This is a genomic window from Caulobacter sp. GSs2, from assembly GCF_058680895.1.
The window spans coordinates 1,845,655-1,870,829 of sequence record NZ_CM178725.1 but is presented as its reverse complement, the minus strand read 5'-3'; the positions used below and the strand labels follow the sequence as shown (position 1 = coordinate 1,870,829).

General features: G+C 67.4%; 28 protein-coding genes. 19 read left to right on the top strand and 9 right to left on the bottom strand.

The window, feature by feature from the left end:
- The 4 genes from tldD to ACW17Z_RS09100 are packed head-to-tail and all read right to left on the bottom strand — an operon-like array spanning position 1 to position 3,180.
- Positions 1-1,431: a metalloprotease TldD gene (gene tldD, locus ACW17Z_RS09115; RefSeq protein ID WP_492058411.1), complete on the bottom strand. Its 1,431-nt coding sequence runs from the start codon at positions 1,429-1,431 to the stop codon at positions 1-3.
- A 51-nt stretch (positions 1,432-1,482) separates the two neighbouring features.
- Positions 1,483-2,280 (bottom strand): GIN domain-containing protein, encoded by a 798-nt coding sequence (locus ACW17Z_RS09110; protein ID WP_492058410.1) that lies wholly within the window; start codon positions 2,278-2,280, stop codon positions 1,483-1,485.
- Between the two features lie 10 nt (positions 2,281-2,290).
- Entirely contained in the window at positions 2,291-2,857 is a 567-nt protein-coding gene (locus ACW17Z_RS09105) for a DUF1700 domain-containing protein (RefSeq protein ID WP_419319729.1), read from the bottom strand.
- Entirely contained in the window at positions 2,854-3,180 is a 327-nt protein-coding gene (locus ACW17Z_RS09100; RefSeq protein ID WP_419319730.1) for a PadR family transcriptional regulator, read from the bottom strand. Before ACW17Z_RS09100 ends, ACW17Z_RS09105 begins: the two co-directional genes overlap by 4 nt.
- A gap of 368 nt (positions 3,181-3,548) precedes the next feature.
- Here ACW17Z_RS09100 and coxB point away from each other — a divergent pair, with 368 nt between their 5' ends.
- From coxB to ACW17Z_RS09040, 12 genes are all read left to right on the top strand, one after another.
- Entirely contained in the window at positions 3,549-4,469 is a 921-nt protein-coding gene (gene coxB, locus ACW17Z_RS09095; RefSeq protein WP_492058409.1) for a cytochrome c oxidase subunit II, read from the top strand.
- Positions 4,470-4,493: 24 nt separating this feature from the next.
- Positions 4,494-6,146, top strand: coding sequence for a cytochrome c oxidase subunit I (ctaD, locus tag ACW17Z_RS09090; protein WP_419319734.1), 1,653 nt, complete (start codon positions 4,494-4,496; stop codon positions 6,144-6,146).
- Positions 6,147-6,246: 100 nt separating this feature from the next.
- Positions 6,247-7,257, top strand: coding sequence for a heme o synthase (cyoE, locus tag ACW17Z_RS09085; RefSeq protein WP_419319736.1), 1,011 nt, complete (start codon positions 6,247-6,249; stop codon positions 7,255-7,257).
- Positions 7,254-7,403, top strand: coding sequence for a cytochrome c oxidase system small membrane protein (locus tag ACW17Z_RS09080; RefSeq protein WP_419319737.1), 150 nt, complete (start codon positions 7,254-7,256; stop codon positions 7,401-7,403). The genes cyoE and ACW17Z_RS09080 overlap by 4 nt, the downstream gene beginning before the upstream one ends.
- A gap of 91 nt (positions 7,404-7,494) precedes the next feature.
- A complete protein-coding gene (locus tag ACW17Z_RS09075) occupies positions 7,495-8,067 on the top strand; it encodes a cytochrome c oxidase assembly protein (RefSeq protein ID WP_492058507.1) in 573 nt (190 codons plus the stop codon).
- Between the two features lie 72 nt (positions 8,068-8,139).
- Positions 8,140-9,015, top strand: a complete 876-nt coding sequence (locus ACW17Z_RS09070; protein ID WP_419253041.1) for a cytochrome c oxidase subunit 3 — start codon at positions 8,140-8,142, stop codon at positions 9,013-9,015.
- A gap of 129 nt (positions 9,016-9,144) precedes the next feature.
- Positions 9,145-9,507, top strand: a complete 363-nt coding sequence (locus ACW17Z_RS09065) for a DUF983 domain-containing protein (RefSeq protein ID WP_419319738.1) — start codon at positions 9,145-9,147, stop codon at positions 9,505-9,507.
- The gene (locus ACW17Z_RS09060) at positions 9,500-10,189 is read left to right on the top strand and encodes an SURF1 family protein (protein WP_492058408.1); all 690 of its coding nucleotides are present in this window, start codon (positions 9,500-9,502) and stop codon (positions 10,187-10,189) included. Before ACW17Z_RS09065 ends, ACW17Z_RS09060 begins: the two co-directional genes overlap by 8 nt.
- Positions 10,189-11,589, top strand: a complete 1,401-nt coding sequence (thrC, locus tag ACW17Z_RS09055) for a threonine synthase (RefSeq protein ID WP_492058407.1) — start codon at positions 10,189-10,191, stop codon at positions 11,587-11,589. The genes ACW17Z_RS09060 and thrC overlap by 1 nt, the downstream gene beginning before the upstream one ends.
- Positions 11,586-12,857: a M16 family metallopeptidase gene (locus tag ACW17Z_RS09050; RefSeq protein ID WP_492058406.1), complete on the top strand. Its 1,272-nt coding sequence runs from the start codon at positions 11,586-11,588 to the stop codon at positions 12,855-12,857. Before thrC ends, ACW17Z_RS09050 begins: the two co-directional genes overlap by 4 nt.
- 40 nt (positions 12,858-12,897) lie before the next feature.
- The gene (locus tag ACW17Z_RS09045) at positions 12,898-13,476 is read left to right on the top strand and encodes a GNAT family N-acetyltransferase (protein WP_492058405.1); all 579 of its coding nucleotides are present in this window, start codon (positions 12,898-12,900) and stop codon (positions 13,474-13,476) included.
- Positions 13,477-13,520: 44 nt separating this feature from the next.
- Entirely contained in the window at positions 13,521-15,188 is a 1,668-nt protein-coding gene (locus ACW17Z_RS09040) for a putative bifunctional diguanylate cyclase/phosphodiesterase (protein WP_419319744.1), read from the top strand.
- Positions 15,189-15,317: 129 nt separating this feature from the next.
- Here the strand turns inward: ACW17Z_RS09040 and ACW17Z_RS09035 are convergent, their stop codons facing one another.
- Positions 15,318-15,902, bottom strand: a complete 585-nt coding sequence (locus ACW17Z_RS09035) for a YqgE/AlgH family protein (protein ID WP_492058404.1) — start codon at positions 15,900-15,902, stop codon at positions 15,318-15,320.
- A gap of 111 nt (positions 15,903-16,013) precedes the next feature.
- Between ACW17Z_RS09035 and ACW17Z_RS09030 the strand changes: the two genes are divergently transcribed.
- A complete protein-coding gene (locus ACW17Z_RS09030) occupies positions 16,014-16,496 on the top strand; it encodes a peroxiredoxin (RefSeq protein WP_492058403.1) in 483 nt (160 codons plus the stop codon).
- A gap of 121 nt (positions 16,497-16,617) precedes the next feature.
- Here the strand turns inward: ACW17Z_RS09030 and ACW17Z_RS09025 are convergent, their stop codons facing one another.
- Positions 16,618-18,399 carry an acyl-CoA dehydrogenase family protein gene (locus tag ACW17Z_RS09025; RefSeq protein WP_492058402.1) on the bottom strand — a complete coding sequence of 594 codons (1,782 nt, stop codon included), beginning with the start codon at positions 18,397-18,399 and terminating at the stop codon, positions 16,618-16,620.
- Positions 18,400-18,581: 182 nt separating this feature from the next.
- Here ACW17Z_RS09025 and ACW17Z_RS09020 point away from each other — a divergent pair, with 182 nt between their 5' ends.
- From ACW17Z_RS09020 to ACW17Z_RS09005, 4 genes are read left to right on the top strand one after another with little or no spacing between them, the layout of a single operon-like run.
- Entirely contained in the window at positions 18,582-19,214 is a 633-nt protein-coding gene (locus tag ACW17Z_RS09020) for a YceI family protein (RefSeq protein ID WP_419319748.1), read from the top strand.
- Positions 19,215-19,242: 28 nt separating this feature from the next.
- Positions 19,243-20,535 (top strand): YceI family protein, encoded by a 1,293-nt coding sequence (locus ACW17Z_RS09015; protein WP_492058401.1) that lies wholly within the window; start codon positions 19,243-19,245, stop codon positions 20,533-20,535.
- The gene (locus ACW17Z_RS09010) at positions 20,463-21,440 is read left to right on the top strand and encodes an L-threonylcarbamoyladenylate synthase (protein ID WP_492058400.1); all 978 of its coding nucleotides are present in this window, start codon (positions 20,463-20,465) and stop codon (positions 21,438-21,440) included. Before ACW17Z_RS09015 ends, ACW17Z_RS09010 begins: the two co-directional genes overlap by 73 nt.
- A gap of 6 nt (positions 21,441-21,446) precedes the next feature.
- The gene (locus ACW17Z_RS09005; protein WP_419319752.1) at positions 21,447-21,764 is read left to right on the top strand and encodes a 1-deoxy-D-xylulose-5-phosphate synthase; all 318 of its coding nucleotides are present in this window, start codon (positions 21,447-21,449) and stop codon (positions 21,762-21,764) included.
- Here the strand turns inward: ACW17Z_RS09005 and ACW17Z_RS09000 are convergent.
- Both ACW17Z_RS09000 and ACW17Z_RS08995 read right to left on the bottom strand, forming a co-directional pair.
- Positions 21,761-22,150, bottom strand: a complete 390-nt coding sequence (locus ACW17Z_RS09000; RefSeq protein ID WP_492058399.1) for a type II toxin-antitoxin system VapC family toxin — start codon at positions 22,148-22,150, stop codon at positions 21,761-21,763. The genes ACW17Z_RS09005 and ACW17Z_RS09000 overlap by 4 nt on opposite strands.
- Complete coding sequence (locus tag ACW17Z_RS08995; protein WP_492058398.1) at positions 22,147-22,428, bottom strand: type II toxin-antitoxin system VapB family antitoxin; 282 nt, start codon at positions 22,426-22,428, stop codon at positions 22,147-22,149. Before ACW17Z_RS08995 ends, ACW17Z_RS09000 begins: the two co-directional genes overlap by 4 nt.
- A gap of 69 nt (positions 22,429-22,497) precedes the next feature.
- On the opposite strand from ACW17Z_RS08995, the gene ACW17Z_RS08990 reads away from it, so the two are divergent.
- Positions 22,498-23,907 (top strand): FAD-binding oxidoreductase, encoded by a 1,410-nt coding sequence (locus ACW17Z_RS08990; RefSeq protein ID WP_492058397.1) that lies wholly within the window; start codon positions 22,498-22,500, stop codon positions 23,905-23,907.
- Here the strand turns inward: ACW17Z_RS08990 and ACW17Z_RS08985 are convergent.
- Positions 23,882-24,187, bottom strand: a complete 306-nt coding sequence (locus ACW17Z_RS08985) for a hypothetical protein (protein ID WP_492058396.1) — start codon at positions 24,185-24,187, stop codon at positions 23,882-23,884. The genes ACW17Z_RS08990 and ACW17Z_RS08985 overlap by 26 nt on opposite strands.
- A gap of 126 nt (positions 24,188-24,313) precedes the next feature.
- On the opposite strand from ACW17Z_RS08985, the gene ACW17Z_RS08980 reads away from it, so the two are divergent.
- Complete coding sequence (locus tag ACW17Z_RS08980) at positions 24,314-24,814, top strand: DUF4304 domain-containing protein (RefSeq protein ID WP_419319757.1); 501 nt, start codon at positions 24,314-24,316, stop codon at positions 24,812-24,814.
- Positions 24,815-25,175: the final 361 nt, after the last annotated feature.

Sequence of the window (25,175 nt, the reverse complement as noted above, 5' to 3'; positions counted from 1 at the left end):
CTAAACCGCTGTGCCGCCCACCGTCAGGCCGGTGATCTTCAGCGACGGCTGGCCGACGCCGACCGGCACGCCCTGGCCCGACTTGCCGCAGACGCCGATGCCGGGGTCGAAGTCGAAATCGTTGCCGATCATGGTCACGCGGGTCAGGGCGCTGGGGCCGTCGCCGATCAGTGTGGCGCCCTTGACCGGGGCGGTGATCTTACCGTCCTCGACCAGATAGGCCTCGGTGCACTGGAAGACGAACTTGCCGTTGGTGATGTCCACCTGGCCGCCGCCGAAATTGGCGCAGTAGAGGCCGCGCTTCATCGAGGCAATCATCTCGGCCGGATCGTCCTTGCCCGCCAGCATGCCGGTATTGGTCATGCGCGGCAGAGGCATGTGAGCATAGGACTGGCGGCGACCATTGCCGGTGGCCTGCATGCCCATCAGCCGGGCGCTCATGCGGTCGTGCATGTAGCCGACCAGAATGCCGTCCTCGATCAGGATGGTGCGCTCGGTCGGCGTGCCCTCGTCGTCGATGGTCAGCGAGCCGCGACGGCCCGGCAGCGAACCGTCGTCGAACACGGTGACGCCCTTGGCCGCCACCCGCTCGCCGATCCGGCCGGAAAAGGCGGAAATGCCCTTGCGGTTGAAGTCGCCTTCCAGGCCGTGGCCGACGGCCTCGTGCAGCAGGATGCCGTTCCAGCCGCAGCCCAGGACCACGTCCATCTCGCCGGCGGGGCAGGGGATGGCGTCCAGATTGACCAGGGCCTGGCGCAGGGCCTCGTCGACCTGATGCTGCCAGCGGTCGGGGCTGATCCAGGCCGAAAAGCCGGCGCGACCGCCGGCCCCTGACGAGCCGCTCTCGCGCTTGCCGTCCTTCTCGACGGTGACCTGCACATTGACACGGACCAGCGGGCGGACGTCGCGCACCAGCTTGCCGTCGGCGCGCAGGATCTCGATCACCCGGCGCTCGCCGGCCATCGAGGCCATCACCTGGACGACGCGCGGATCGCGGGCCCGGGCGAAGGCGTCGATTTCCTGCAGGAGCGAAATCTTGTCGGAAAAGGCGGGTGAGGCGAGGGGATCGTCTTCGCCGTACAGCCGCTCGTTGGTCGAACGGGGCCCTTCGGCGCTGACGCCGGCATAGCCGCGCTTGGCGAGGCTGGCCGAGGCGGCGGCCCGGCCGAGGGCGGCCTCGGAAATCTCGGCGGCGTGGGCGTAGCCGGCGGTCTCGCCGGCCACGACGCGAAGGCCGAAACCCTCGCCCGAATCATAGGAGGCGCTTTTCAGGCGGCCGTCGTCGAAGACGAAGGCCTCGCTCTCGGAGCGCTCGATAAAGAGCTCGCCATCATCGGCGCCGGCCAGGGCCTCGCCCAGGATCTTGCGGGCGCGGTCGGGATCGACGCCGGCGGCGTCAAGCAGGGAGGGGGCGGAGATCGGAGCGTTCATGCGCCTACAGGTAAGCGTTCGAAGCCGTTCCGTCACCCCGCCCCCTTGTCGTTAGTAGTTGTGATGCACCGAACCCGAACCGCTGATCGTGCTGGTTTCGCTGACGGGTTGGCGGCGCAGGCTGACGTCGCCGCTGCCCGAGATGGCGATCTTGACCGTGTTGCTGGTCGAGATATCGGCGTCGCCGCTGCCGGAGAGGGCGATATCGGCGTTCAGCGCCTGCAGGTCGTCGAGCTCGGCGTCGCCCGATCCCGCCGTGGCCACGACCAGGCCCGTGGTCTGGCCGGAGGCGTTGATGTCGCCGCTGCCATTCAGCGCCAGGGTCAGGGCCGGTTGATTGTAGCCCTGGATCGCCAGATCGCCCGAGCCGTCCAGCGTGAAGCTGCTGACGTTGGGGGCGGTGACGATGATCCGCGTCTGATCGGCGTTGCTGTGAAAGCGGATGCCGTTGCGGTCGATGGTCAGGCTGTCGGCATTGAGGTCGTAGTGATCGCCGTCGCCGTCGGTCAGGCTGATGCGGCCTTCCTCGACACGCAGGCGATCGACGACGGCCCTGGGGCCCCGGATCTCGACCCCGGCGACCGGACCCTGCACATAGGTCACGTCGATGGGCAGGTCGATCGTCAGCGTCTCGCTGGTCCAGGCCAGCTGGCGCGAGACGATCGGCGAGGCCTTCGCGCCGCTGATATCGACATGACGGCTCCGGAACTCGCCGTCGCCGACATGGTCGAAGGGAATGGTCCAGCCGTCCTTGAGAATGACCGGACCGGCCAGGGCGGCGACGCCGGCGAAGCTGCCGAGCATCAGCACGAAGCTGGCTCCGCCGATGATGAGCGCATTACGGATCATGACGGGCCCCTCAGCCTTGGTTTTCGATGGCCGGCTTGAGCAGCCGGAAGTGCAGGCGGCCGTACCAGACGACCGCGTTGAAGAGGCCCACCGTGACGATGGTGAGCAGGGCGCCCAGGAAGGTGGCGCCGGCCATCAGGCCCACACCGGCCAGCAAGGCCGTCAGCGGCCCGCCCGGAGGCGCGGCTAATGGTCCCATGGCGAACACGAAGCCGCCCGAGACGAACAGGGCGACCACGGCGACCAGGAAACCGAACAGCGCCGCCAGCACGCCCATCAGCATGGGCAGCAGGAACATGATGTCGATCGCCCCCAGGCCGATCAGGGCGATGATCGCCGCGCCGGCTGCAGCGGGGTTCTTGGCCTCTTCCCAGCGCTTCAGGCCCGCATCGGCGCGCAGTTCGCGGGCCAGACGGTCGGGGTCGCCCAGGGCGGCGGCGGCTTCGGCCTCGCTGCGGCCTTCGGCCATGGCGTCGGCGAAGTGCGCCTCGTGATCGGCGACGATGTCGGCGATCGTGGTGGCGGGCAGACCGGCCAGACCGCGGCGCAGCCGGGACATGAACTCGATACGGGTCATGCGGCGGCTCCCAGGATGTCTTCAACGGCCGTGGTGAAGGCGGCCCATTCGGTCTTCTGCTGCGTGAAGCTGGCGCGGCCAGCCGACGTCAGGCGGTAATATTTGCGCGGCGGGCCGCTCTGGGATTCGACCAGATAGGTCTCCACCAGGCCGTCCGACTGCATGCGGCGCATCAGCGGATAGATTGTTCCCTCCCCCATATCGATGTCCTTCGCGAGCTTGCTGGCGATCTCGTAGGCATAGCTGTCGGCCTTCGACAGCAGGGCCAGCACACAGAGCGCCAGCACGCCTTTCTTCAGTTGTATTTCAATGGCTTCCGGCACTTGGTCCTCGCCTCGGTTGATGCACTCTTCTACGGCAAGGTACTGAGCGGTGCAAGGTACCTGTCAATGAACGTTACGTAATGATCCGGAGGCCTGCGGCCGGGGTTATTGAAAGCTGTTCGCAGCTGGATGCCCGAACCGTTGCCAAGGAGGGTTTCCCGGGGGTTTCAGGCGCTTGGCAACCGCTGGCGATGCGCGTATGCAGCCAACAGAATGGTCAGTTGGGCGGGGCGCGACCGCGACTCATTATCTGGAGTCGATTGCGCGATACCGCGAGCCTGACTGTAATGTGCATGTCGGCGCGACGTGACGTTGATCAAGGTCAAATGATCGACGTCAAATAGGCGCTGAAACGGGCCGTGAGGGATATGAAGGCGCAATTTCAGGGGTTTCGGCGGGTTCTGACGGGCGCTAGCGCCCTCGCCGCCATGACGGTTTTCGCGGGGCAGGCCCTGGCGCAGGACTTGATGGGTCAGCCGACCCCGGGGGCGATCGATCTTCAGCCCGCCGCTTCGTCGCTGAAGCACGAGGCGATCTGGTTCCACGACGTGATCCTGATGCCGATCATCACGATCATCACCTTGTTCGTGCTGGGTCTGATCATCTGGATCGCGATCCGCTACAACAAGAAGGCCAACCCGATCCCGGCCAAGTTCAGCCACAACACCACCATCGAGATCGTCTGGACGGTGGTTCCGGTGATCATCCTGATGGTGATCGCGATCTTCTCGTTCCGGCTGCTGTTCGCCTATAACGACATGCCCAAGCCGTACATGACGGTGAAGGCCACGGGCTACCAGTGGTACTGGGGCTATGAATATCCCGACCAGAAGATCAGCGAGGAAATCTCCCTGCCGCTGACCCAGGCCGAAGCTGTCGCCAAAAAGGTTCCTTACCTGCTGGCCGCAGACAAGCCGCTGGTCGTTCCGGTCAATCAGGTGGTCCGTGTGCAGGTCACAGCCGCCGACGTGATCCACGCCTTCGCCCTGCCGGCCTTTGGCCTGAAGACCGACGCCATCCCCGGCCGCCTGAACGAAACCTGGTTCAAGGCCGAAAAGGTCGGAACCTATTACGGCCAGTGCTCGGAACTGTGTGGGTCTGAACACTCCAACATGCCCATCGAGATCAAGGTCGTTACCCAGGCCGAGTTTGACGCCTGGGTGCAGTCCAAGACCGCTCCGCCGGCGGCCGCCCCCGTCGCTGACGCCGCCGCTCCGGCCGCTGTCGCGATCCCGGCCGCCGCTCCCGCCACCGTCCCGGCCGCGGCTCCCGCCGCGCCGGCGGTCTAAGACTTAGATTGCAGGATTAGTCCGATGGCTCACGCCGCAGACATTGATCATCACGACGCGCACGGCGCCGACGACAAGCCGCCCTTCTTCCAGCGCTGGTTCTTCTCGACGAACCACAAGGACATCGGCACCCTCTACATCCTGTTCGCCATCATGGCCGGGATCGTGGGCGGCGCCCTTTCGGGCCTGATCCGCTGGGAGCTTATGGAGCCGGGCATCCAGGTGTTCTCCGACACCGGCATCCTGGGTCTGTTCAAGGGCAAGCACGGCTACAACGCCGTCGTCACCGCCCACGCCCTGATCATGATCTTCTTCATGGTCATGCCGGCGATGATCGGCGGGTTCGGCAACTGGTTCGTCCCGATCATGATCGGCGCGCCGGACATGGCCTTCCCGCGGATGAACAACGTCTCGTTCTGGCTCTTGGTCGCCGCCTGGGTTCTGCTCTGCCTGTCGATGTTCGTCGATGGCGGTCCGGGTCAGGGCTTTGGCGGCGGCTGGACGATCTATCCGCCGCTCTCGACCATCGGTCACAAGGGTCCGGCCATGGACCTGGCGATCCTGGCGCTCCACCTGGCCGGCGCTTCGTCGATCCTGGGCGCGATCAACTTCATCACCACGATCTTCAACATGCGCGCGCCGGGCATGACCCTGCACCGCATGCCGCTGTTCGCCTGGTCGGTGCTGATCACCGCCTTCCTGCTGCTGCTGTCGCTGCCCGTCCTGGCCGGCGCCATCACCATGCTGCTGACCGACCGTAACTTCGGCACCCACTTCTTCGACCCCGCCGCCGGCGGCGATCCGGTGATGTTCCAGCACCTGTTCTGGTTCTTCGGTCACCCGGAAGTGTACATCCTGATCCTGCCAGGCTTCGGCATCATCAGCCACATCGTCTCGACCTTCTCGCGCAAGCCGATCTTCGGTTATCTGGCGATGGCCTATGCCATGGTCGCCATCGGTTTCGTCGGCTTCGTCGTGTGGGCGCACCACATGTACACCGTCGGCATGAGCATCAACCTGCGGGCCTATTTCGTGGCCGCCACGATGATCATCGCTGTCCCGACCGGCGTGAAGATCTTCTCCTGGATCGCCACGATGTGGGGCGGTTCGATCAGCTTCAAGACGCCCATGCTGTGGGCGATCGGCTTCATCTTCCTGTTCACGGTCGGCGGCGTCACCGGCGTGGTCCTGTCCAATGCCGGCATCGATTACAGCCTGCACGACACCTATTACGTCGTCGCTCACTTCCACTACGTGCTGTCGCTGGGCGCCGTGTTCGCCATCTTCGCCGGCTTCTTCTACTGGTTCGAGAAGATGTGGGGCGTGAAGTACAACGAGTTCCTGGGCTGCGTGCAGTTCTGGATCATGTTCGTCGGCGTCAACCTGATCTTCTTCCCGCAGCACTTCCTGGGCCTGCAAGGCATGCCGCGTCGCTATGTCGACTATCCGGAAGCCTTCGCGAAGTGGAACTACGTCTCGACGGTCGGCTACGCGATCACGGTCGTTGGCGTGGTGGTGTTCCTGATCATCCTGATCGAGGCCGCCATTCGTCGTCGTCCGGCCGAGGCCAATCCGTGGGGCGAAGGCGCCACCACCCTGGAATGGACCCTGTCGTCGCCGCCGCCGTTCCACCAGTTCAGCGAGCCGCCGGTGATCCGCGAAGACGGCCACCACTAGGGCCTGACGACTGAATTGAAGCCTGCGGGGGCGCGGTCTGGACCACTTAAGGGTCCGGGCCGCGCCCTTCGCCCATCAAGACCGCTATAATCAGAACCTGATGTCGAAGATCGCCGCCATGACCCCGGAAACCGCCCCGCTGCAGACGACGCCCGATGTCGCCCGCTGGCAGGACTTCTTCCAGCTGCTCAAGCCCCGCGTCATGTCTCTGGTGGTGTTCACCGGCCTGACCGGCCTTCTGGCCGCCCGCACGCCCATGCACCCGGTGCTGGCCGCCGTGGCGGTGTTGTGCATCGCTGTCGGGGCAGGGGCCTCCGGCGCCCTGAACATGTGGTTCGACGCCGATATCGACGGCCTGATGCGCCGCACACGCGGCCGCCCCGTGCCGTCGGGCAAGGTGCGCGGCGACGACGCCGCCGCCCTGGGCGTGGTGCTCAGCCTGCTCTCGGTGATGCTGCTGGGCATGGCGGTCAACTGGCTGGCGGCCGGCCTGCTGGCCTTCACCATCGTCTTCTACGCCGTGGTGTACACCATGTGGCTCAAGCGCTGGACGACCCAGAACATCGTCATCGGCGGACTGGCCGGCGCCCTGCCGCCCGCCATCGGCTGGGCTGCGGCCACGGGCTCGGCCCCGCTGAACGCCTGGCTGATGGTGGCCATCATCTTCTTCTGGACCCCGCCGCACTTCTGGGCGCTGTCGCTGTACATCACCACCGACTACGCCAAGGCTGGCGTGCCGATGCTGCCGGTAGTCAAGGGCGCCAAGGCCACCCGCCTGCAGATCCTGATCTACAGCCTGATCCTGATTCCGGTCTGCCTGCTGCCGGTGCTGACCGGTCTGGGCGGTCCGCTGTATCTGGCGGTCGCCGGCCTGGGTGGCGCGGTGTTCCTGCTGCTGGCCTTCCGGGTGTTTCTCAGCAAGGCCGGCGACGCCGCCGATCCGCGCGCCGCCGACCGCGACCTCTATGAGGTCACCGACGATGTGAAGGCCGCCGGCGCCAAGGCGGCGCGCAATCTGTTCGCCTTCTCGATCCTCTATCTGTTCGCCATGTTCGCAGCCCTGCTGGGCGAAGCGGTCTTTGGCGTCAAAGCCTTGGAGCTTTTGCGATGAACAAGCTTGTCGAACAAGACGCCGCCGCGCGGGCGCGCAAGGGGCGCAATATTGCCCTGGGCCTGGGCCTGCTGGCCTTTGTCATTCTGATGTTTGTGGTCACTATCGTGAGGCTCGGCGCCAATGTCGCTAACCGTCCCTTCTGAATCCGTCCCTTCTGAATCCGGCAACGGTCCGCTCAAGGCGCTGAAGCCCGTTAAGGACCTGGCGGCCCGCCGCAACGCGCGTGTCGGTCTGATGTGCGCCGCCGCCTTCTTCGGCATGGTCGGGGCGGCCTATGCTTCGGTGCCGCTCTACAAGCTGTTTTGCCAGTTGACCGGCTTCGACGGCACCGTGCGCAAGGCCGATCTGGCCCCGACCACGGTGCTGGACCGCAAGGTCAAGATCCGGTTCGACGCCAATATCCGCAACCTGCCCTGGGACTTCTCGACCGAGCAGGTCAGCCAGGATATCCGGATCGGCGACACGGGCCTGGCGTTCTTCAAGGTCACCAACCGCAGCGACCAGGCCATGACCGGCCGGGCGATCTACAATGTGGTGCCCGAACAGGCCGGGCCTTACTTCCAGAAACTGGAATGTTTCTGCTTTTCCAACCAGACGATCCAGCCCGGCCAGACGATCGAGTTTCCGGTCGTCTACTTCGTCGATCCGCAATATGTCGATGATCCGGAGACCAAGGGTAAGGGCGAGATCACCCTCTCCTACACCTTCTTCCCGGCGGTCGAGGACGACTCCGGGAAAAAACTGGTGGCTTCTACGACGCCGCGTATCGTTCAACCCCTTGGCGGCGCGCCGTCGAGAGGGCTATAGCGTTCAATATGGAGCGTTGCAGCGGGGGGACTCGGCGGGCAACGTCTAGAGGGAATAAGGGTTAGCACCACCATGGCCCACGGCGCCGTCAAACACGACTATCACATCCTGCCGCCCAGCCCCTGGCCCCTCGTGGGCTCGGTCGCCGCCACCATCATGGCCATCGGCCTGATCGGCTGGATCAAGGGCGGTGTTCTGGGTATCGAAAAAGGCAACTGGGCGATCTTCGCCGCAGGCTTTGCCGGCATCCTCTACACCTTCTTCGGTTGGTGGAGCGATGTGGCCAAGGAAGCCAAGGCCGGCGACCACACGCCGGTCGTCTCGATCGGCCTGCGCTACGGCATGATCCTGTTCATCGCTTCGGAAGTGATGTTCTTCGTGGCCTGGTTTTGGATGTTCTTCGAGATGGCGCTGTTCCATGAACACCGCACACTCTCGGCCATCGAGGAAGTCCGCACCGCCTGGGCCACCTGGCCGCCCCTGGGCGTCGAGACCGTCTCGCCCTGGCACCTGCCGCTGGTCAACACCCTGACCCTGCTGCTGTCGGGCACCACCGTCACCTGGGCGCACCACGCGCTGCAGGTCGGCGACCGCAAGGGCGCCAAGTGGGGTCTGATCCTGACCGTCCTGCTGGGCGCGCTGTTCACCGCCATCCAGTTCTATGAATATGCCCACATCAACCACGAGCAGCTGTTCTATTCGGAAGCGGCCGTGAATTCGGGCCTCTATGGTTCGACCTTCTTCCTGGCCACCGGCTTCCACGGTTTCCACGTGTTTGTCGGCACCCTGTTCCTGATCGTCTGCCTGATCCGCCTGCAGAACGGCGCCTTCACCCCCAAGCAGCACTTCGGCTTCGAAGCGGCCGCCTGGTACTGGCACTTCGTGGACGTGGTCTGGCTGTTCCTGTTCGCCTTCATCTACGTGATCTTCGGCGCTTCGGCCCACTAGGGCCCGAAAGTTGAAATGTGAGGGCTAAACCCCTCACATTTTGAGCCGCCACGCTCTAAGATCCAGACTTCCGAGGGGGCCCGGAACGCTAAGCCAGCGTTCCGGGCCTTTTTCTTTTCAGGAGGCTCCATGAGCCACACCAACCCCTATCTGGCCGGCGCCAGCGGTCGCTGCCCCAAGTGCGGCGAGGGCTTCCTGTTCGACGGGTTCCTGAAGATCGCCCCGACCTGCGAAGCCTGCGGCTTCGAACTGGGCCGCCACGAGACCGGCGACGGGGCCTCGACCTTCATCATCCTGATCGGCGGCAGCGTCGGCGCGTTCGGCGCGCTGTTTTCGATGTTTGCCTGGAACTGGCCGATCTGGCTGCTGCTGCTGGTCTGGCTGCCCGTGACCCTGGGCCTGAGCCTGGGCCTGATGCGGCCCGCCAAGGGCCTGATGGTGGCCGCCCAGGTCGCCAACAAGGCCTCGGAAGCCGGCGGGCGCGATGTCTGAGGCCCCTCCCGTCAAAAGCCGCTTCCCCATCGGCCTGACCATCGCCGTGGCGATTGCGTTCGGCATCCTGTGCTTCCTGGGCGCCTGGCAGATCAAGCGCATGGCCTGGAAGGAGGATCTGCTCGGGCGGATCGAGACCCTGAAGACCGCCCCGGCGGCCCCGATCGGCCCGGTGCTGGCCGCCGCCGCCCAGGGCCGCAATGTCGCCTGGACGCGGGTCAGCGTCGCCTGCCGCCCGGCGTCCCTGCCGCCCCTGTCCCTGGCCTATGGCATCCGCGACGGCGACGTCGTCTGGCGCGCCCAGGCCCTGTGCGGGATCGAGGACGGCGGTCCCTATGACCTGATCCTGGTCGACCGCGGCGTGGTGCCCGAGCTGACCGGCCAGGTCGAGGCGCCGGCCCGCGCCTTCGCCGAGCCTAGGCAGGTCACGGGCATCCTGATCCCGCTGGAGCAGCTGGGCGGCCACCGAGCCGACGCCGTGACCGGGCTGGCCGGCCGCAAGCCGGCGCCGCTGGCCCTGATGGCCGAGCGCGAGACCCCGGCCCCGGCCGGGATCGTCCCCGCGCCGCTTCCGGCAGAAATTTCCAATCGGCACCTCGAATACGCCCTGACGTGGTTCGGTCTTGCCGTAACCCTGCTCTTTATCTATGCCGCCATGCTCTGGCGGAGACTGAGACCCTGATGCGCTACGTTTCGACCCGCGGCGAGGCCGCGCCCATCGGATTTCTCGACGCTGTCCTGGCGGGCCTGGCTCCCGACGGCGGCCTGTATGTGCCGGCCGAATGGCCGACCTTCACCAAGGCCGAGATCGCGGCCTTCGCCGGCAAGCCCTATGATCAGGTCGCCGCCGCCGTGATGGGCAAGTTCGTCGGCGACGACATCCCCGCCGACGTGCTGGCCGAGATGTGCGCCGAGGCCTATGCCAGCTTCGCCCACAGCGCGGTTGCGCCGCTCAAGCAGCTGGGCCCCAACCGGTTCCTGCTGGAGCTGTTCCACGGCCCGACCCTGGCGTTCAAGGACGTCGCCATGCAGCTGCTGGGGCGGCTGTATGACTATGTGCTGGAACGCCAGTCGCGGAAGATGACCATCATCTGCGCCACCTCGGGCGACACCGGCGGCGCTGCGGTCGAGGCCTTCCGGGGCCGCAAGAACGCCCGCATCGTGGCCCTGTTCCCCGAGGGCCGGATCAGCGAGGTCCAGCGCCGGTTCATGACCACGGCGACCGACGACAACGTGGCCTGCGTCTCGATCCAGGGCTCGTTCGACGACTGCCAGGCCATCGTCAAGCAGGCCTTCCAGGACGACCAGTTCCGCCATGCGGTCGACCTGTCGGGCGTCAACTCGATCAACTGGGCGCGGATCGCGGCCCAGAGCGTCTATTACTTCACCGCCGCCGTGGCCCTGGGCGCGCCCGAGCGGGCCGTGGCCTTCGTGGTGCCGACGGGCAATTTCGGCGACGCCTATGCCGCCTTTGTGGCCACCCGCATGGGCCTGCCGATCGCCCAGATCGTCTGCGCCACCAATTCCAACGACATCCTGGCCCGCACCTTCGAGGAGGGCCGCTACGCCAAGGGCGCGGTGGCCGCCACCCAGAGCCCGGCCATGGACATCCAGGTCGCGTCCAATTTCGAGCGCCTGTATTTCGAAGCGGTGCGCCGTGACGGGGTCGAAACCGGCCGCGCCTTCCGGGGCTTTACCGACAGCGGCCTGATCGACATTCCGCCCAGCGCCTTCGCCACCATGCGTGAGCTGTTCCGCGGCGTGGCCGTCAGCGAGGCCGACACCGCCAAGACCATGCTCTCGACCCTCAACGAAACCGGCGAGGTCATCGACCCGCACACCGCCGTGGGCGTAGCGGCGGCTGCGGGCGTCAAGCTGGACGATCCGACCACGCCGGTGGTGGTGCTCTCCACGGCCCATCCGGCCAAGTTCCCCGAGGCGGTCGCCGCCGCCTGCGGCCTGACCCCGGCCACGCCGCGCGCCACGCCGGACCTGTCGCAGAAGCCCGAGCGCTTCGAGCGGCTGCCGGCCAGCGGCGACACGGTGAAAGCCTTCGTGCGCACCTTCGCGGCCACTTCGTGAGCGCTGTTCTCAAGACGCTGAAAAACGGCGTCCGGGTCGTCTGTGATCCGATGCCCGGCCTTGAGACCCTGGCCCTGACCGTCGTCGCCGGTCGCGGCGCGGCCCATGAGGATGTCCCGCAGTCGGGCTGGTCGCACCTGCTGGAGCACATGGTCTTCAAGGGGGCCGGATCGCGCAGCGCGCGCGATATCGTCGAGGTCATCGAAAGCCAGGGCGGCTCGCTCAACGCCGCCACCGGCTATGAGCGCACCAGCTTCCAGGTGCGGGCGCTGAAGGGCGGCCTGGATCTGGGCATGGACGTCATCGCCGACCTGCTGCTGCGACCCACCCTGGACGAGGCCGACCTGGCCCGCGAAAAGCAGGTGGTGCTGCAGGAGATCGCCGAGGCCGCCGACGCGCCCGACGACTATGTCTTCGATCTGATCCAGCGCGCGGCCTGGGGCCAGCACCCGGTGGCCCGCCCGATCCTGGGCTCTGTCGAGAGCGTCAATTCCGCCACCAACGCCGCCCTGTCCGACTGGCGGGGCGCGCTCTACGCCCCCGACCGGCTGGTGATCAGCGCCACCGGCGCGGTCAGCGAGGCCGAGCTGATGGCCGCCGCCGAGCGCGCCTTCGGCGGCGTGCCGGTGCGCGAGAGCCTGGCCGAACCCGTCGCCGCGCCGTTCGTGGGCGGCCACGAGGGCGAGGTCCGCAAGCTGGAACAGTCGCATCTGGTGTTCATGCTGCCGGCCTGCGGCGCGCGCGAGCAGGACTATTTCGCCCTGCGGATCTTCGCCGAATGCCTGGGCGGGGGCATGTCGTCGCGCCTGTTCCAGGAAGCCCGCGAGAAGCGCGGTCTGGCCTACAATATCGACGCCTATTCAGACACCTATGCCGATCACGGGGCGCTGGGCATCTATGCCGGCTGCGCGGCGGGCAATGCGGTCGAGACCGCCAAGGTCTGCGCCGAGCAGTTGGTCGCCCTGGCCCGCCACATCGAGCCGGCCGAACTGGCCCGCGCCAAGGCCCAGCTGAAGGCGCACATGTTCATGGCCCGCGAGGCGGCGCTGTCGCGCGCGGAGCAGGCCGCCGGCCAGGTGCTGCTGTTTGATCGCCTGTATCCGCCGGCCGAGCTGGCCTTCGAGGTCGACGCCGTCACCCCGGCCGATGTCGCCCGGCTGGGTCAGCGCCTGCTGGACTCACGGCGTTGCGCCACGGCCATCCTGGGCGCCAAGTCGGCCCTGAAAGCCGGCCCCGCCTTTGAGAAGGCCTTGTTCGCTGCGGCCTGATCGCAGACCCTCGCGCGCCTTCGCGCCTGCTGGAGTTCAAGTGTCGACCCTTCTGCAGCTGTTCCGCGCCAGACCCGGCCTCAGGCTTCAGGGCAGCGGCGTCTATCTGCGACCGCCGCGCGTGTCGGACCACCGCGACTGGGCCGACCTGCGCCGCGAGTCGCGCAGCTTCCTGGAGCCCTGGGAGCCGACCTGGCCCGAGGACGACCTGGGGCGCCGCGCCTTCCGCGCCCGGCTGGGCGCCTATGCCCGTGAACTGGAGACCGGCGAGGCGTGGCCGTTCTTCGTGTTTCGCAAGAGTGACGACGCCCTGATCGGCGCCGTCCGGCTGTTTCACGTCCGGCGCGGCGTGTCCCTGAGCGGCACGGTGGGCTACTGGCTGGGTCAGCCCTACACGCGCCAGGGGCACATGTCCGACGCCGTCGCCACCGTGATCCGCTTCGCCTTCGAGGGCCTGGGACTCCATCGGATTGAGGCCGCCTGCATGCCGGAAAACACCGCCTCGGCCGGGCTTTTGCTGAAATGCGGCTTTTCCGAGGAGGGTTACGCCCCCGCTTATTTGAAAATTAACGGCGAGTGGCGAGATCATCGTCTGTTCGGACTTGTTGCGCGATCCTAGCGCCGGTCCGGGCGAAAGACGCCGAGGTGGCGTTGGGATCGAGTATGTCGTTTCGGGCTACGGACCGTAAGATCTGGGACACGACCGCCACGCTGGAAGCGTTGGGTGCGGCCGATGCGGCCCTGTGGATCTGGGAGCCTGAAGCCGACCGCCTGCGGGTCAATGGCGCCGCCCGGGCGCTGGGCCTTGGTCCGCTGGCCCCTGAATGCTCTTCCGCAGCCTTCCGCGCCCTGGCCCTGCCGCAGGACCGCGCCCAGGCCGAGGAAGTGCTGAAGGTCCGCGAACCCGGCTCGGAAGTCATGGCGCGCTTTCGCATGCGCGGCTTTGAGACCTGCATCTGGCGGGGCGTATGGCTGGAGGAAGGCGTGCGCGCCGCCGGCGTCGTCGCCCCCGAAGTGAAATTCGCCGCGTCCGAGCGCTGCGACCTGACCGGCCTGCTGGACCGCAAGAGCTTCATCGCCCGCGCCCGCGAGCGTCTGCGCCTTGAAGGCGTGCATGAGCTGGTGGTCGCTGATGTCGATCGCCTCCGCCGCCTGAACGAGGCCCTGGGCCACGAACGCGCCGACCTGGTTCTGGCCGCCCTGGGTTCGCGCCTGGCGGCCGCCTTCCCGACCGGCTCGATCCTGGGCCGCATCGGCGAGGATGAGTTCGCCGTGCTGTGCGAGCCCCGGGGCTTTGAGCCGGCCGAGCTGCTGCGCAACGCCCTGGAACAGCCGCTGCGGATCGCGGGCTTCGATATCCACCCCACCCTGTCGATCGGGGCCGTGAACGCCGAGGGCGGCGAAGATGCGCCCGAGGCGACCGAACTGCTGCGCCGCGCCGAACTGGCCGTCGAGGCCGCATCCTCGGCCGGTCGCGGCGGCGCCGCCGCCTATGGCCGCTCGATGGAGACCGACGGCCTGTCGCGCCTGGCCCTGGAGGCCGACCTGCGCGGCGCCATCGCCCGTGGCGAGATCACCCCTTATTTCCAGCCCGTCGTGCGCCTCTCGACCGGCGCCCTGTCGGGCTTCGAGGCCCTGGCCCGCTGGCTGCACCCGCGCCGCGGCATGCTGCCGCCCGACTCCTTCCTCCCGCTGATCGAGGAACTGGGCCTGATGAGCGAGCTGGGCGAGCACATGATGCGCACCGCCGGCGCGCAGCTGGCCGCCTGGCGCCGCAGCCATCCGGCCGTGGGCGCCCTGACCGTCAGCGTCAATCTGTCGACCGGCGAGATCGACCGTCCGGGTCTGGTCGACGACGTGGCCGAGGTGCTGCGGGTCAACAACCTGCCGCGCGGCGCCCTGAAGCTGGAAGTCACCGAAAGCGACATCATGCGCGACCCTGAACGGGCGGCCGTGATCCTGCGCACCCTGCGCGACGCCGGGGCCGGCCTGGCGCTCGACGATTTCGGCACCGGCTTCTCGTCGCTGCAATATCTGACGCGCCTGCCGTTCGACACCCTGAAGATCGACCGCTATTTCGTCCGCACCATGGGCGGCAATCCCGGCTCGGCCAAGATCGTCCGCTCGGTGGTCAAGCTGGGCCAGGACCTGGACCTGGAAGTCGTCGCCGAAGGCGTCGAAAACGCCGAGATGGCCGCCGCCCTGCAGGCCCTGGGCTGCGACTACGGCCAAGGCTTCGGCTATGCGCCGGCCCTGTCGCCGCAGGAGGCCGAGGTTTACCTCAACGAGGCCTATGTCGATGGCGCGGCGCCGGTGAAGGCGCGGGGGTAGGGGCTACTGGCCCCCTCCTGACCGCTACGCGGTCGTCCTCCCCCGTAGGGGGAAGATGAATTCATCCGCCCCCTACGGGGGCGGACGGCTGCGAAGCAGCCCGGTGGGGGCAAGTCCACCGACCTTTCTCTAAGCCCGCCCCGCCTGCGTTGACAGGTGATCGGCCGAAATCCCCAGCTTGGCCAGGGCCCGCGTCCACTTGTGCTCATGGTCGTCGTCGAACAGCAGCTCCTCGTCGGCGTCGCAGACCAGCCAGATGTTGTCGCGCACCTCCTGCTCCAGCTGGCCGGGGCCCCAGCCGGCATAGCCCAGGGCCAGGATCGCCCGGCGGGGATGGTGGATTGGGCTGCCCATGGCGTCCAGCACGTCGCGGGTGGCGGTCAGGGCCAGGCCGTCGTGCAGGTGCAGGGTCGAGTCGGGCGAGTTGAAATCGTCGGTGTGCAGCACGAAGCCGCGCTCCAGCTCGACCGGACCGCCCAGCAGCACCAGGGTGTTCTGGGTCTTGATCTCGGAGCGCACGCCCAGCTTGTCGAGCAGCTCGAACACCGTCAGGCCCTCGACCGGGCGGTTGACCGTGATGGCCATGGCCTGCTCTTCGTCGTGGGCGCACATGTAGAGGACCGCGCGTTCGAAGCGTTCGTCCTCGATGCCCGGCATGGCCACCAGCAGGCGCCCGGCCAGGAAGTCCGCCTCGTCATGCGTGTCGCGGTTCATGGACACAGGATCGGGATAGAACGCGACGGTTTCAAGTCGAACCTTGGGGTTGGCGCGTTGTCGTCGGACCTATATTCGATTTGCGCACTCTCAAAGGACAGGACCAAGCCCATGACGATCAAGGTTGGCGACAAGCTTCCCGCGGCGACTTTCATGACCAGCACGGCCGAAGGCCCCGAGCCGGTCACCACCGATGACCTGTTCAAGGGCAAGACCGTCGCCCTGTTCGCCGTTCCCGGCGCCTTCACCCCCACCTGCTCGGCCAAGCACCTGCCGGGCTTCAAGGACCACGCCGCCGAGTTCAAGGCCAAGGGCGTCGACACGATCGTCTGCGTCTCGGTTAACGACCTGTTCGTGATGAAGGCCTGGGGCAAGGACCAGGGCATCACCGACGAAGTGATGCTGCTGGCCGACGGCAACGGCGACTTCACCCGCGCCGTGGGCCTGGACTTCGACGGCTCCAAGTTCGGCATGGGCTCGCGCTCGCAGCGCTATTCGCTGATCGCCAAGGACGGCGTGGTGACCTCGCTGAACGTCGAAGAGGGCGGTGAGTTCAAGGTCTCGTCGGCGGACTACATGCTGGCGCAGCTCTAATTCTGTAACCACTCGCCCCCTCCTGGCTGCTGCGCAGCCGTCCTCCCCCGTAGGGGGAAGACGAGATCATCTTCCCCCTACGGGGGAGGAGCGCCGCAGGCGCGGAGGGGGCCAGTCTTCGCTAAACCCCCAGCATCTCCGGCGTCGTCGCCTCGAAATCCGCCGCCCCGATCATCACCCCCGCAACCTGCCCCGGAACCTGGGCCAGCACCGCCTCGGCATAGATCCGCGCCAGGGCCAGCCGGGTCGAGAGCCAGCCGGCGTCGCCGCCGCCGGCCGCGATGGCTGCCGAGGCCGCCAGGGCGCCCTTGGCCAGCATCCAGCCGCCGACCACATCGCCCAGCAGTTTCAGATAGGCCGTGGCGCCCGATAGCGCGTCGGGCATGGCCCGCGCCCGGCGCTCGATCAGCCAGGCCGTGGCGGCGCTGGCGGCGTCCAGGGCGGTCTCCAGGCGCCTGGCCATCGTGCCCAAGGCCGGATCGGCGGCCGTGTTCAGCGCATCGATCGTGTCGCGGATATCGTCCATCAGGTCGCCGATCGCCTGGCCTTCGCCAAGGCTCAGCTTGCGGCCGACCAGGTCGATGGCCTGGATGCCGTTGGTGCCCTCATAGATCGGGGCGATGCGGGCGTCGCGATAGTGCTGGGCCGCGCCGGTTTCCTCGACAAAGCCCATGCCGCCGTGGATCTGCACGCCCTGCGAGGCCACCTCGACGCCCATGTCGGTCGACCAGGCCTTGGCGATCGGGGTCAGCAGTTCCTCGCGCAGCTTGGCGGCGACGCGCTGGTCCTCGGTGGCGCCATGGGTGGCCAGGTCGGCGGCGACGCCGGTGGAGAGGCAGATGCCCCGCGCCGCTTCGATCCGGGCCTTCATCAGCATCAGGGTGCGGCGTACGTCGGGATGGTCGAACAGGCGGGCCGCGTTCTCGCCGGTCCAGGCCGAGCGGCCCTGGCGGCGCTCCAGCGAGAAAGCCAGCGCCTGCTGATAGGCGCGCTCGGCGATGGCGACGCCCTGGGCGCCGACCTGCAGGCGGGCGGCGTTCATCATCGTGAACATGTGGGCCAGGCCCTTGCCCAGCTCGCCGACCAGCTCGGCCTTGGCGCCCTCGAACAGCATCACGCAGGTGGGCGAGCCGTGGATGCCCAGCTTGTGCTCCAGTCCGCCGGCCCGCACGGCGTTGGCCGCGCCCAGGCTTCCGTCCTCGCCGACCAGCACCTTGGGGGCCAGGAACAGCGAGATGCCCTTCACGCCGGGAGGCGCGTCCGGCGTGCGGGCGATGATCAGGTGGACGATATTGTCGGCGACGTCGTGGTCGCCCCAGGTGATGTAGATCTTCTGGCCCGACAGGGTGTAGCCGCCGTCGCCATCCGGCGTGGCCATGGTGGTGATCGCCGCCAGGTCCGAGCCGGCCTGCGGTTCGGTCAGGTTCATGGTGCCGGTCCATTCGCCCGAGACCAGACGCGGCAGATACAGGCTCTTCTGGCGCTCCGAGCCGTGGTGGGCCAGAGCCTCGATGGCCCCCAGGGTCAGCATGGGACACAGGCCAAAGGCCATGTTGGCGGCCTGGAACATCTCGAAGACGCCGACCTCCAGGCTCTTGGGCAGGCCCTGGCCACCATGGTCAGGATCGGCCGCCAGGCCGTTCCAGCCGCCTTCCGCGAACTGCCGGTAGGCGTCGCCAAAGCCCGGCGCGGCGCGGACCATGCCGTTTTCCAGTTTCGCGCCGACCAGATCGCCCTGGCGGTTCAGCGGAGCCAGGATGTCGCCGGCCAGGGCCCCGGCCCCTTCCAGCACGGCCTGGACCGTGTCGGCGTCGGCGTCGGGAAAGGCGTCGGAAAGGCGATCAAAGCCGGCCGCGTGCCGCAGCGAAAAAGCGATGTCACGGACAGGGGCGCGGTAGGTCATGAACGGCGAGGCTCCAGATTAACGGTGTTCTGTTTAGGCGCGCGCGGCGGCGGGGCCAAGCTGGCGCGACGTTCGTTCAGAAAGTCACGGCTTCGTGATGTTGCAGCCCTTTATCCCTGCGCTGGACTTCTTAAGTCGAGGCAATCGTAACTGCTGCAATCACAGTTTGGAGATTCCGACCTATGGCCCGTCCCTTCGCCTACGCCGCGCTCGCCGCCGCGCTGATCACGGCGCCCGCCGCCCTGGCCGCGCCGGGTGTCAGCTCGACCAAGCCTGCCGACCTGCCGGCCGGCAACTATGTGCTCGACAAGACCCACGCCGTGCTGACCGCCAAGCTCAGCCACATGGGTTTCTCCAACTACACCCTGCGCTTCACCAAGCTGGACGCCAGCTTCACCTATGATCCCAAGGCGCCGGAAGCCTCTAAGATCAGCGTTACGGTCGACCCCGCCTCGATCGACACCTCGACCGGCGCCGACGCCTTCGGCCTGAAGTTCAACAAGGAACTGGCCGGCGACGGCTGGCTGGAAACGGCCAAATATCCGACCATCACCTTCGTCTCGACCAAGGTCGATGTGGGCGACGGCAAGACCGGCAAGGTCACGGGCGATCTGACCTTCCATGGCGTGACCAAGCCGGTGGTTCTGGACGTCACCTTCAACGGCGTCGGCGGCAGCTTCATGCCCGGCAGCGTCAAGACCGGCTTCTCGGCCTCGACCACGATCAAGCGTTCGGAATTCGGCGTTTCCAAGTATGTTCCGCTGGTCGGCGATGACGTGACGCTGAACATCGAAGTCGAGTTCGACAAGAAGTAGTCTGATCAGACCGGATCTGGAGAGCCTGATGGCCGCGACACGCACGCGCTACACGACGGTGGCGATTGTCATTCACTGGCTGATCGCCGCGGCCATCATCTTCCAGATCATCCTGGGCTGGAGGGCGGGGGACGGTCCCAAGGGACCGGAGACCTTCGCCCTCTTCCAGCTGCACAAGTCGATCGGGATCACCATCCTGCTGCTCAGCCTGTTCCGGCTGGCCTGGAAGCTGACCCACACGTCGCCGCCGCCGCCGGTGGGCCAACCCAACTGGGAGCGCATCGCCTCGAACGTGGTGCACTGGGGCTTCTATGGGATCATGATCGGCCTGCCGCTGACCGGCTGGATCCTGGTCTCGGCCAGCAAGACCAACATCCCGACCCTGCTGTTCGGGGTCGTTCCCTGGCCGCATCTGCCGCTGCTGCCCGACCTCGCGGACGGCGCCAAGCACGTCTGGCACGAGATCGGCGAGATCGGTCACAATGTGCTGGTCAAGACCACCTATCTGCTGCTGCTGCTGCACCTGGGCGCGGTGGCCAAGCACCAGATTCTCGATCGCGACGCGGTGTTCAGCCACATGACGCCCGGCGCCAAACCGGGCTGGAAAGAGCCGCGCGCCTGGCTGGCCGCCGCCGGCCTCGCGGCGGTGATCGCCGCCGGTTATCTCTACACCCCCGCCGTCAAGCCGGTGGCCGCGCCCGCGGTCGCCGAGGAGCCTGTTGACGCGCCGCTCGCGCCGGTCGCCGCGCCCGCTGCGCCGGAGGCTGCGGCGACGCCGGCCGAGGCCGCCGCCGCGCCGGTCGCGGATCCGGCCCTGAAGGACCCCGTGGCCTGGACGGTGGCCAAGGGCGGCAAGCTCGGCTTCACCGCCACCTGGTCGGGCGACGCCCTGGAGGGCAGCTTCACCCGCTGGACCGCCGACATCCTGTTTTCACCCGAGGCCCTGGACCGCTCGAAGCTGACTGTCAGCATCGACACGGCCTCGGCCCAGACCGGCGACGCCCAGCGCGACGAGAGCCTGCCCAGCGGCGACTTCTTCGACAGCGCCAGCCACCCCAAGGCGACGTTCACGGCCAGCAGGTTCCGCAAGACCGGCGAGGGCCGCTATATCGCCGACGGGACCCTGGACCTGCGCGGCGTCAAGAAGCCGCTCAGCCTGCCGTTCAGCCTGAAGATCGACGGCGACACGGCCACGGCGCGCGGTGTAACCACCCTCGACCGGACGATGTTCGGGGTCGGACAGGGCGAATGGGCGAGCACGGATCAGATCGCGGCCAAGGTGAAGGTCAGCTTCTCGCTGAAGGCGACGCGCAAGTCGTAGAGGCCGCGCGCGCGTTGGCCGCCGGCGGGTTGGTGTTGCTGCCGACCGAGACCGTCTATGGCCTGGGCGCGGATGCTTCCAACTCCACGGCCGTGGCGGCGATCTTCGAGGCCAAGGGCCGTCCGCGCTTCAACCCGCTGATCGCCCATGTGGCCGACGTCGAGAGCGCCGCGCGGATCGCCGTCTTCGACGACCGGGCTATCGCCTTGGCCAAGGCCTTTTGGCCCGGACCGCTCACCCTGGTGGCCCCGATCCGCGACGCCGGCGCCGTCTGTGATCTGGCCCGCGCGGGGCTCGACACCGTGGCGATCCGCGTACCCGGCCATCCGCTGGCCCGCGCCGTGCTGGCGGCGTTCGGCGGGTCGGTGGTCGCGCCTTCGGCCAACCGCTCGGGCCGGCCCAGCCCCACCACCCATGCCGACGCCTTTGCCGAGACCGGCGCCGCCTGCGCCGTCACCCTGGATGGCGGCCCCTGCGAGGTCGGCCTGGAATCCACCGTCGTCGCCGTGCTGGATGGCCCGCCGCGCCTGCTGCGCCCCGGCGCCGTGACCCGCGCCCAGCTCGAGGCCGTGGTCGGTCCCCTGGCCGAGGCCGAAAACGACGCCAAACGCTCGCCGGGCCGCCTGGCCCTGCACTATGCCCCCGACGCGCCGGTGCGCATCGATGCGGCTGCGCCCCAAGCCGGCGAGGCGTTCCTGGCCTTTGGTCCGTGGCCGGACGGGGAGAGGGTTTTCAATCTCAGCCCGGGCGGCCTGCTCAGCGAGGCCGCCGCCAACCTGTTCTCGTTCCTGCGCGCCGCCGATCGGACCAAACCCGTCGGCATCGCCGTGGCGGCCATTCCTCAGGAAGGCCTGGGCGAGGCGATCAATGACCGGCTTAGACGCGCGGCCGGGTTCGTGGGATAGAGGCCGATGAAATTCAAGATCATGTACCTCGAGGACAAGTCCAAGGGCCTGAACGGTCCCGCCCGCATCGGCCGGGTGGGGTCGTCCAAGACCGGCGAGACCCTCTACTATGCCGGCCGCTCGTTCGAGGCCCTGCGCAATTCGGGCCTGAAGGCCAATTTCCGCGACATCGAGACCGGCCAGCCCTTCTGGATCGCCAAGGCCCGCAAGGACGGCGGCGACCGGCTCTACAAGGGCGCCGGCGACCCGGCCGTGATCGACGACGACGCGCGCGAGGAATACTGGAGCAAGATCCGGGGCATTCCCGATCCCGACCTGGGCTAGTCCAGCGCCGAACGCACATCGGTGAGCGGAAAGTCGTCGCCCTTGTAGAGCAGCGGCGCGTCGAGGGTCTTGGCCAGGGCGTAGGCGAAGCAGTCGGCGAGATTCAATTTCGCGGGGTGGCGTCGCCGGCCGTAGACGAGATAGGCGTCGAGCGCGGCCGACGCGAGATTCTCATCGGGCATGACGCTGGCGCCCAGCTGCTTGAGCCAGTCATCAAGATCTGCCTGGGTCGCCAGCCGTCCCCGACCGATCAGGATCAACCCCGCCTCGACATAGTTTACTGCCGAGATGCGGGAGGGGTTTCGCTCCAGAACGGCCAGAAAGCGCTCTGCCTCCGGCTCGTCGTCGCCAATGGCGACCAGCGCCGAAGCATCGACGACGATCACTGATCGTCTTCCACATCCGTGACGCCGGGAATTTGCCAGAGCGCGTCGAAATCGGCCTTGGTGACGTTGAGCTTGGTCTTGTCCAGTCCGGCCTTGCGACGAAATTCCGCAGTCGCCGCGCGCATGCTTTCCAGAGTCCGCCGAGGCGATTTGGACTGCTCGCGCTCCAGTGCTTCGCGCGCCAGGGCGTCGATCACGCCGGTGATCGTGGTGCCACGCAAGGCGGCGACTTCGCGAACGACCCGCTCGGTCTCGGGATTCTTGATGAAAATTCCCATCGATCGACTCCGGTATATACCCAAGTATATCCTATTCTGGCCCGCTTCAAAAGCGTATCCTCCCGGCCCATGACCAAGCCTGTTCCCGCCGATACCCTGTCCCGCCTCAAGGCCGTGCTCGGCGAGGGCGGCTGGAGTGAAGACACCGCCCGCCTCGAGCCCAAGCTGGTCGAATGGCGCGGGCGCTGGCGGGGCGAGACGCCGCTGCTGGTGATGCCGCGCACGACGGGCGAGGTCGCCGCCGTGGTCGGTATCTGCGCCGCCGACGGCGTGGCCATCACCCCGCAGGGCGGCAATACCGGGCTGGTGGCCGGCCAGATCCCGCAGGGCGAGATCCTGCTCTCCACCGAGAAGCTGCGGGCCGTGCGCGATGTCGACGGCCTGGACGACGTGATGGTGCTGGAGGCGGGCGTCACCCTGTCGCAAGCCCATGAGGAGGCCGCCAGGGTCGGTCGCCGCTTCACGGTGGGCGTGGCCTCGGAGGGCTCCTGCACGATCGGCGGCCTGGTCTCGACCAATGCCGGCGGCACGGCCGTGCTGCGCTACGGCATGATGCGCGAGCAGGTTCTGGGCCTGGAGGCGGTGCTGCCCAATGGCGAGATCTGGAACGGCCTGAAACGCCTGCGAAAGGACAATACTGGCTACGATCTCAAGCAGCTGCTGATCGGGGCCGAGGGCACGCTGGGCGTGGTCACCGCCGCCAGCCTGAAGCTGCACCCGCTGCTGGCCTCGCGGGCCGTCGCCATCGTCGGCCTGGGCTCGCCGGCCGACGCCATACAGCTGCTGGCCCGGGCCAAGGACGAGACGGGCGGGGCGGTCGAGGCCTTCGAGCTGATGGGCCGGCTGGGCTTCGAGCTGACCGTCCGCAACGTGCCGGGCCTGCGCGATCCGCTGCCGTCGATCCATCCCTGGTACGTGCTGATCGAGATCGCCAGCGGCGAGCCCGGCGCGGCCGAGGCGGCGCTGGAGCGCCTGCTGACCAGCGCCCTGGAGCGCGGCCTGATCAGCGACGCGGCCGTGGCCCAGACGCAGACCCAGATGAAGGCCTTTTGGCACATCCGCGAAGGCCATTCGGCCGGCCAGAAGCCCGAAGGCGCGGCCTGGAAGCATGATGTCAGCGTGCCGGTCTCGCAGATCCCGGTCTTCATCGAGCGCGCCGACGCCGCCCTCGCCAGCGCCTATCCCGGCACCCGCATCGTCGCCTTCGGCCATGTCGGCGACGGCAATGTCCACTATGACGTGCTGCGCCCCGTCGGCGGCGACGAGGATGCCCACGAGGCCCTGCGCGACGCCGGCGCCAAGATTGTCCACGACATCACCGCCAGCCTGAACGGCTCGATCAGCGCCGAGCACGGCCTGGGGGCGATGAAGACGGCCGAGGCGCTGGGCTACAAGGATCCGGTCGAGGTCGCCGCCCTGCGGGCCATCCGTTCAGCGCTGGATCCGCAGCGGATCATGAACCCGCGCGTTTTGTTCTAGCCCGCAGCGCCGCCACGATCGCGATCACCGCGCCCAGCGGGATCACCGCCTTGTGGAAGCCGGCCATATGGCCGGGGCCCAGCAGGTTGATGGCCAGCGGAATAAAGCCCCAGCGGCCCGTGTCGATCTGCATCCAGAACGCGCCGACGCCGACCAGGCTGACCAGACACCACAGGACGCGAAACCGCAGGGCCTTGGTCGCGGCGACCAGGATCAGCGCGACGACCATCGGGATCGGCCAGGCGAGGGCGGCCAGGTGGGCGAGGGCTTGGGGTGTCATGGGGGGCGGGATAGCGGGCAGGCGGGGCGGCGTCGAGGGGCGGGGAGCGGACTTTCCGGTATTCGGGAAGGGGTGGAAGTCGGACGCTAGTGAGCTATTTTCGCCTGAGGGCTCACTGGGGCGTTCATGGCTAGCGACGATATAGAACAAAGCTTCAAGGCGCTTCTGAAGGGCGTTGCCGATCTTTTGAAGCCCTTTGGTTTCAGCAAAAGCGGGACGACCTTTCGACGTATGTCGTCCGGAAACGCAGCCCTCATCTCGGCTCAACGTAGTCAGTTCAGCAGCAACGACACGATCCGCTTCACCTTCAACATCGCCGTTGTCTCCGGCCGCCTCCTCCGCGAAGAAGGTCCCGACATCACCAAGGCCGGGGTAATGTACGCCCATCTTAGCGAACGGATCGGCGAATTCTTGATCGAGCCCACAGACAAGTGGTGGGAACTGAAGGCGGCAAGCGACCCAGCCGCACTGCTCACCGATCTTGCCAAACCGCTGGAGTTGGCTGCGCAGTTTCTGATCAACCACGCTGACGACGCCAAGCTGATCGCTCTCTGGGAGAGCGGTCAATCTCCCGGACTTACCGATGGTCAGCGTCGGCGTTTTCTTCAAGAGCTCAAGGCCGGCTGAACGCCGTCAATAGGCCAGTTGCCAACGTCCGATTTGGGTCGAAAGCAGTCTTTGGCTCAATGCCCAAAAGCGGACGCCCCGCGTCCCGGTCATCCTTAAATCTCTTGAAGGCTGCAGCGTGCCGGTCTGACCAGGTTGGTCAAGGACGACGCTCTCGCGTCGCCGCTGCGCGGCGGCCCCGCAGGGGCCGTCCTTGAGCAACCTGGTCAGACCGGCGATCGTCTCGCCGTGAGATTTAAGGATGGCTCCCTTCGGCGCGAAGGCGAGGGGTGTTTCCCCGGCCACCGCCGCTGGCCCCCTCCTGACCGCTATCGCGGTCGTCCTCCCCCTTGTCAGGGGGAAGATGAGATCAGCGCGCCCT

Coding starts and splice junctions, on each gene's coding strand:
- ACW17Z_RS08985 (WP_492058396.1), bottom strand. CDS start 24,187: ATGACACCCCAAGCCCTCGCCCACCTGGCCGCCCTCGCCTGGCCGATC.
- thrC (WP_492058407.1), top strand. CDS start 10,189: ATGCGCTACGTTTCGACCCGCGGCGAGGCCGCGCCCATCGGATTTCTC.
- ctaD (WP_419319734.1), top strand. CDS start 4,494: ATGGCTCACGCCGCAGACATTGATCATCACGACGCGCACGGCGCCGAC.
- ACW17Z_RS09010 (WP_492058400.1), top strand. CDS start 20,463: ATGGGCGAGCACGGATCAGATCGCGGCCAAGGTGAAGGTCAGCTTCTC.
- ACW17Z_RS09030 (WP_492058403.1), top strand. CDS start 16,014: ATGACGATCAAGGTTGGCGACAAGCTTCCCGCGGCGACTTTCATGACC.
- coxB (WP_492058409.1), top strand. CDS start 3,549: ATGAAGGCGCAATTTCAGGGGTTTCGGCGGGTTCTGACGGGCGCTAGC.
- ACW17Z_RS09015 (WP_492058401.1), top strand. CDS start 19,243: ATGGCCGCGACACGCACGCGCTACACGACGGTGGCGATTGTCATTCAC.
- ACW17Z_RS09005 (WP_419319752.1), top strand. CDS start 21,447: ATGAAATTCAAGATCATGTACCTCGAGGACAAGTCCAAGGGCCTGAAC.
- ACW17Z_RS09060 (WP_492058408.1), top strand. CDS start 9,500: ATGTCTGAGGCCCCTCCCGTCAAAAGCCGCTTCCCCATCGGCCTGACC.
- ACW17Z_RS08995 (WP_492058398.1), bottom strand. CDS start 22,428: ATGGGAATTTTCATCAAGAATCCCGAGACCGAGCGGGTCGTTCGCGAA.
- ACW17Z_RS09075 (WP_492058507.1), top strand. CDS start 7,495: ATGTGCGCCGCCGCCTTCTTCGGCATGGTCGGGGCGGCCTATGCTTCG.
- ACW17Z_RS09105 (WP_419319729.1), bottom strand. CDS start 2,857: ATGACCCGTATCGAGTTCATGTCCCGGCTGCGCCGCGGTCTGGCCGGT.
- cyoE (WP_419319736.1), top strand. CDS start 6,247: ATGTCGAAGATCGCCGCCATGACCCCGGAAACCGCCCCGCTGCAGACG.
- ACW17Z_RS09020 (WP_419319748.1), top strand. CDS start 18,582: ATGGCCCGTCCCTTCGCCTACGCCGCGCTCGCCGCCGCGCTGATCACG.
- ACW17Z_RS08990 (WP_492058397.1), top strand. CDS start 22,498: ATGACCAAGCCTGTTCCCGCCGATACCCTGTCCCGCCTCAAGGCCGTG.
- tldD (WP_492058411.1), bottom strand. CDS start 1,431: ATGAACGCTCCGATCTCCGCCCCCTCCCTGCTTGACGCCGCCGGCGTC.
- ACW17Z_RS09080 (WP_419319737.1), top strand. CDS start 7,254: ATGAACAAGCTTGTCGAACAAGACGCCGCCGCGCGGGCGCGCAAGGGG.
- ACW17Z_RS09110 (WP_492058410.1), bottom strand. CDS start 2,280: ATGATCCGTAATGCGCTCATCATCGGCGGAGCCAGCTTCGTGCTGATG.
- ACW17Z_RS09065 (WP_419319738.1), top strand. CDS start 9,145: ATGAGCCACACCAACCCCTATCTGGCCGGCGCCAGCGGTCGCTGCCCC.
- ACW17Z_RS09035 (WP_492058404.1), bottom strand. CDS start 15,902: ATGAACCGCGACACGCATGACGAGGCGGACTTCCTGGCCGGGCGCCTG.
- ACW17Z_RS08980 (WP_419319757.1), top strand. CDS start 24,314: ATGGCTAGCGACGATATAGAACAAAGCTTCAAGGCGCTTCTGAAGGGC.
- ACW17Z_RS09025 (WP_492058402.1), bottom strand. CDS start 18,399: ATGACCTACCGCGCCCCTGTCCGTGACATCGCTTTTTCGCTGCGGCAC.
- ACW17Z_RS09040 (WP_419319744.1), top strand. CDS start 13,521: ATGTCGTTTCGGGCTACGGACCGTAAGATCTGGGACACGACCGCCACG.
- ACW17Z_RS09070 (WP_419253041.1), top strand. CDS start 8,140: ATGGCCCACGGCGCCGTCAAACACGACTATCACATCCTGCCGCCCAGC.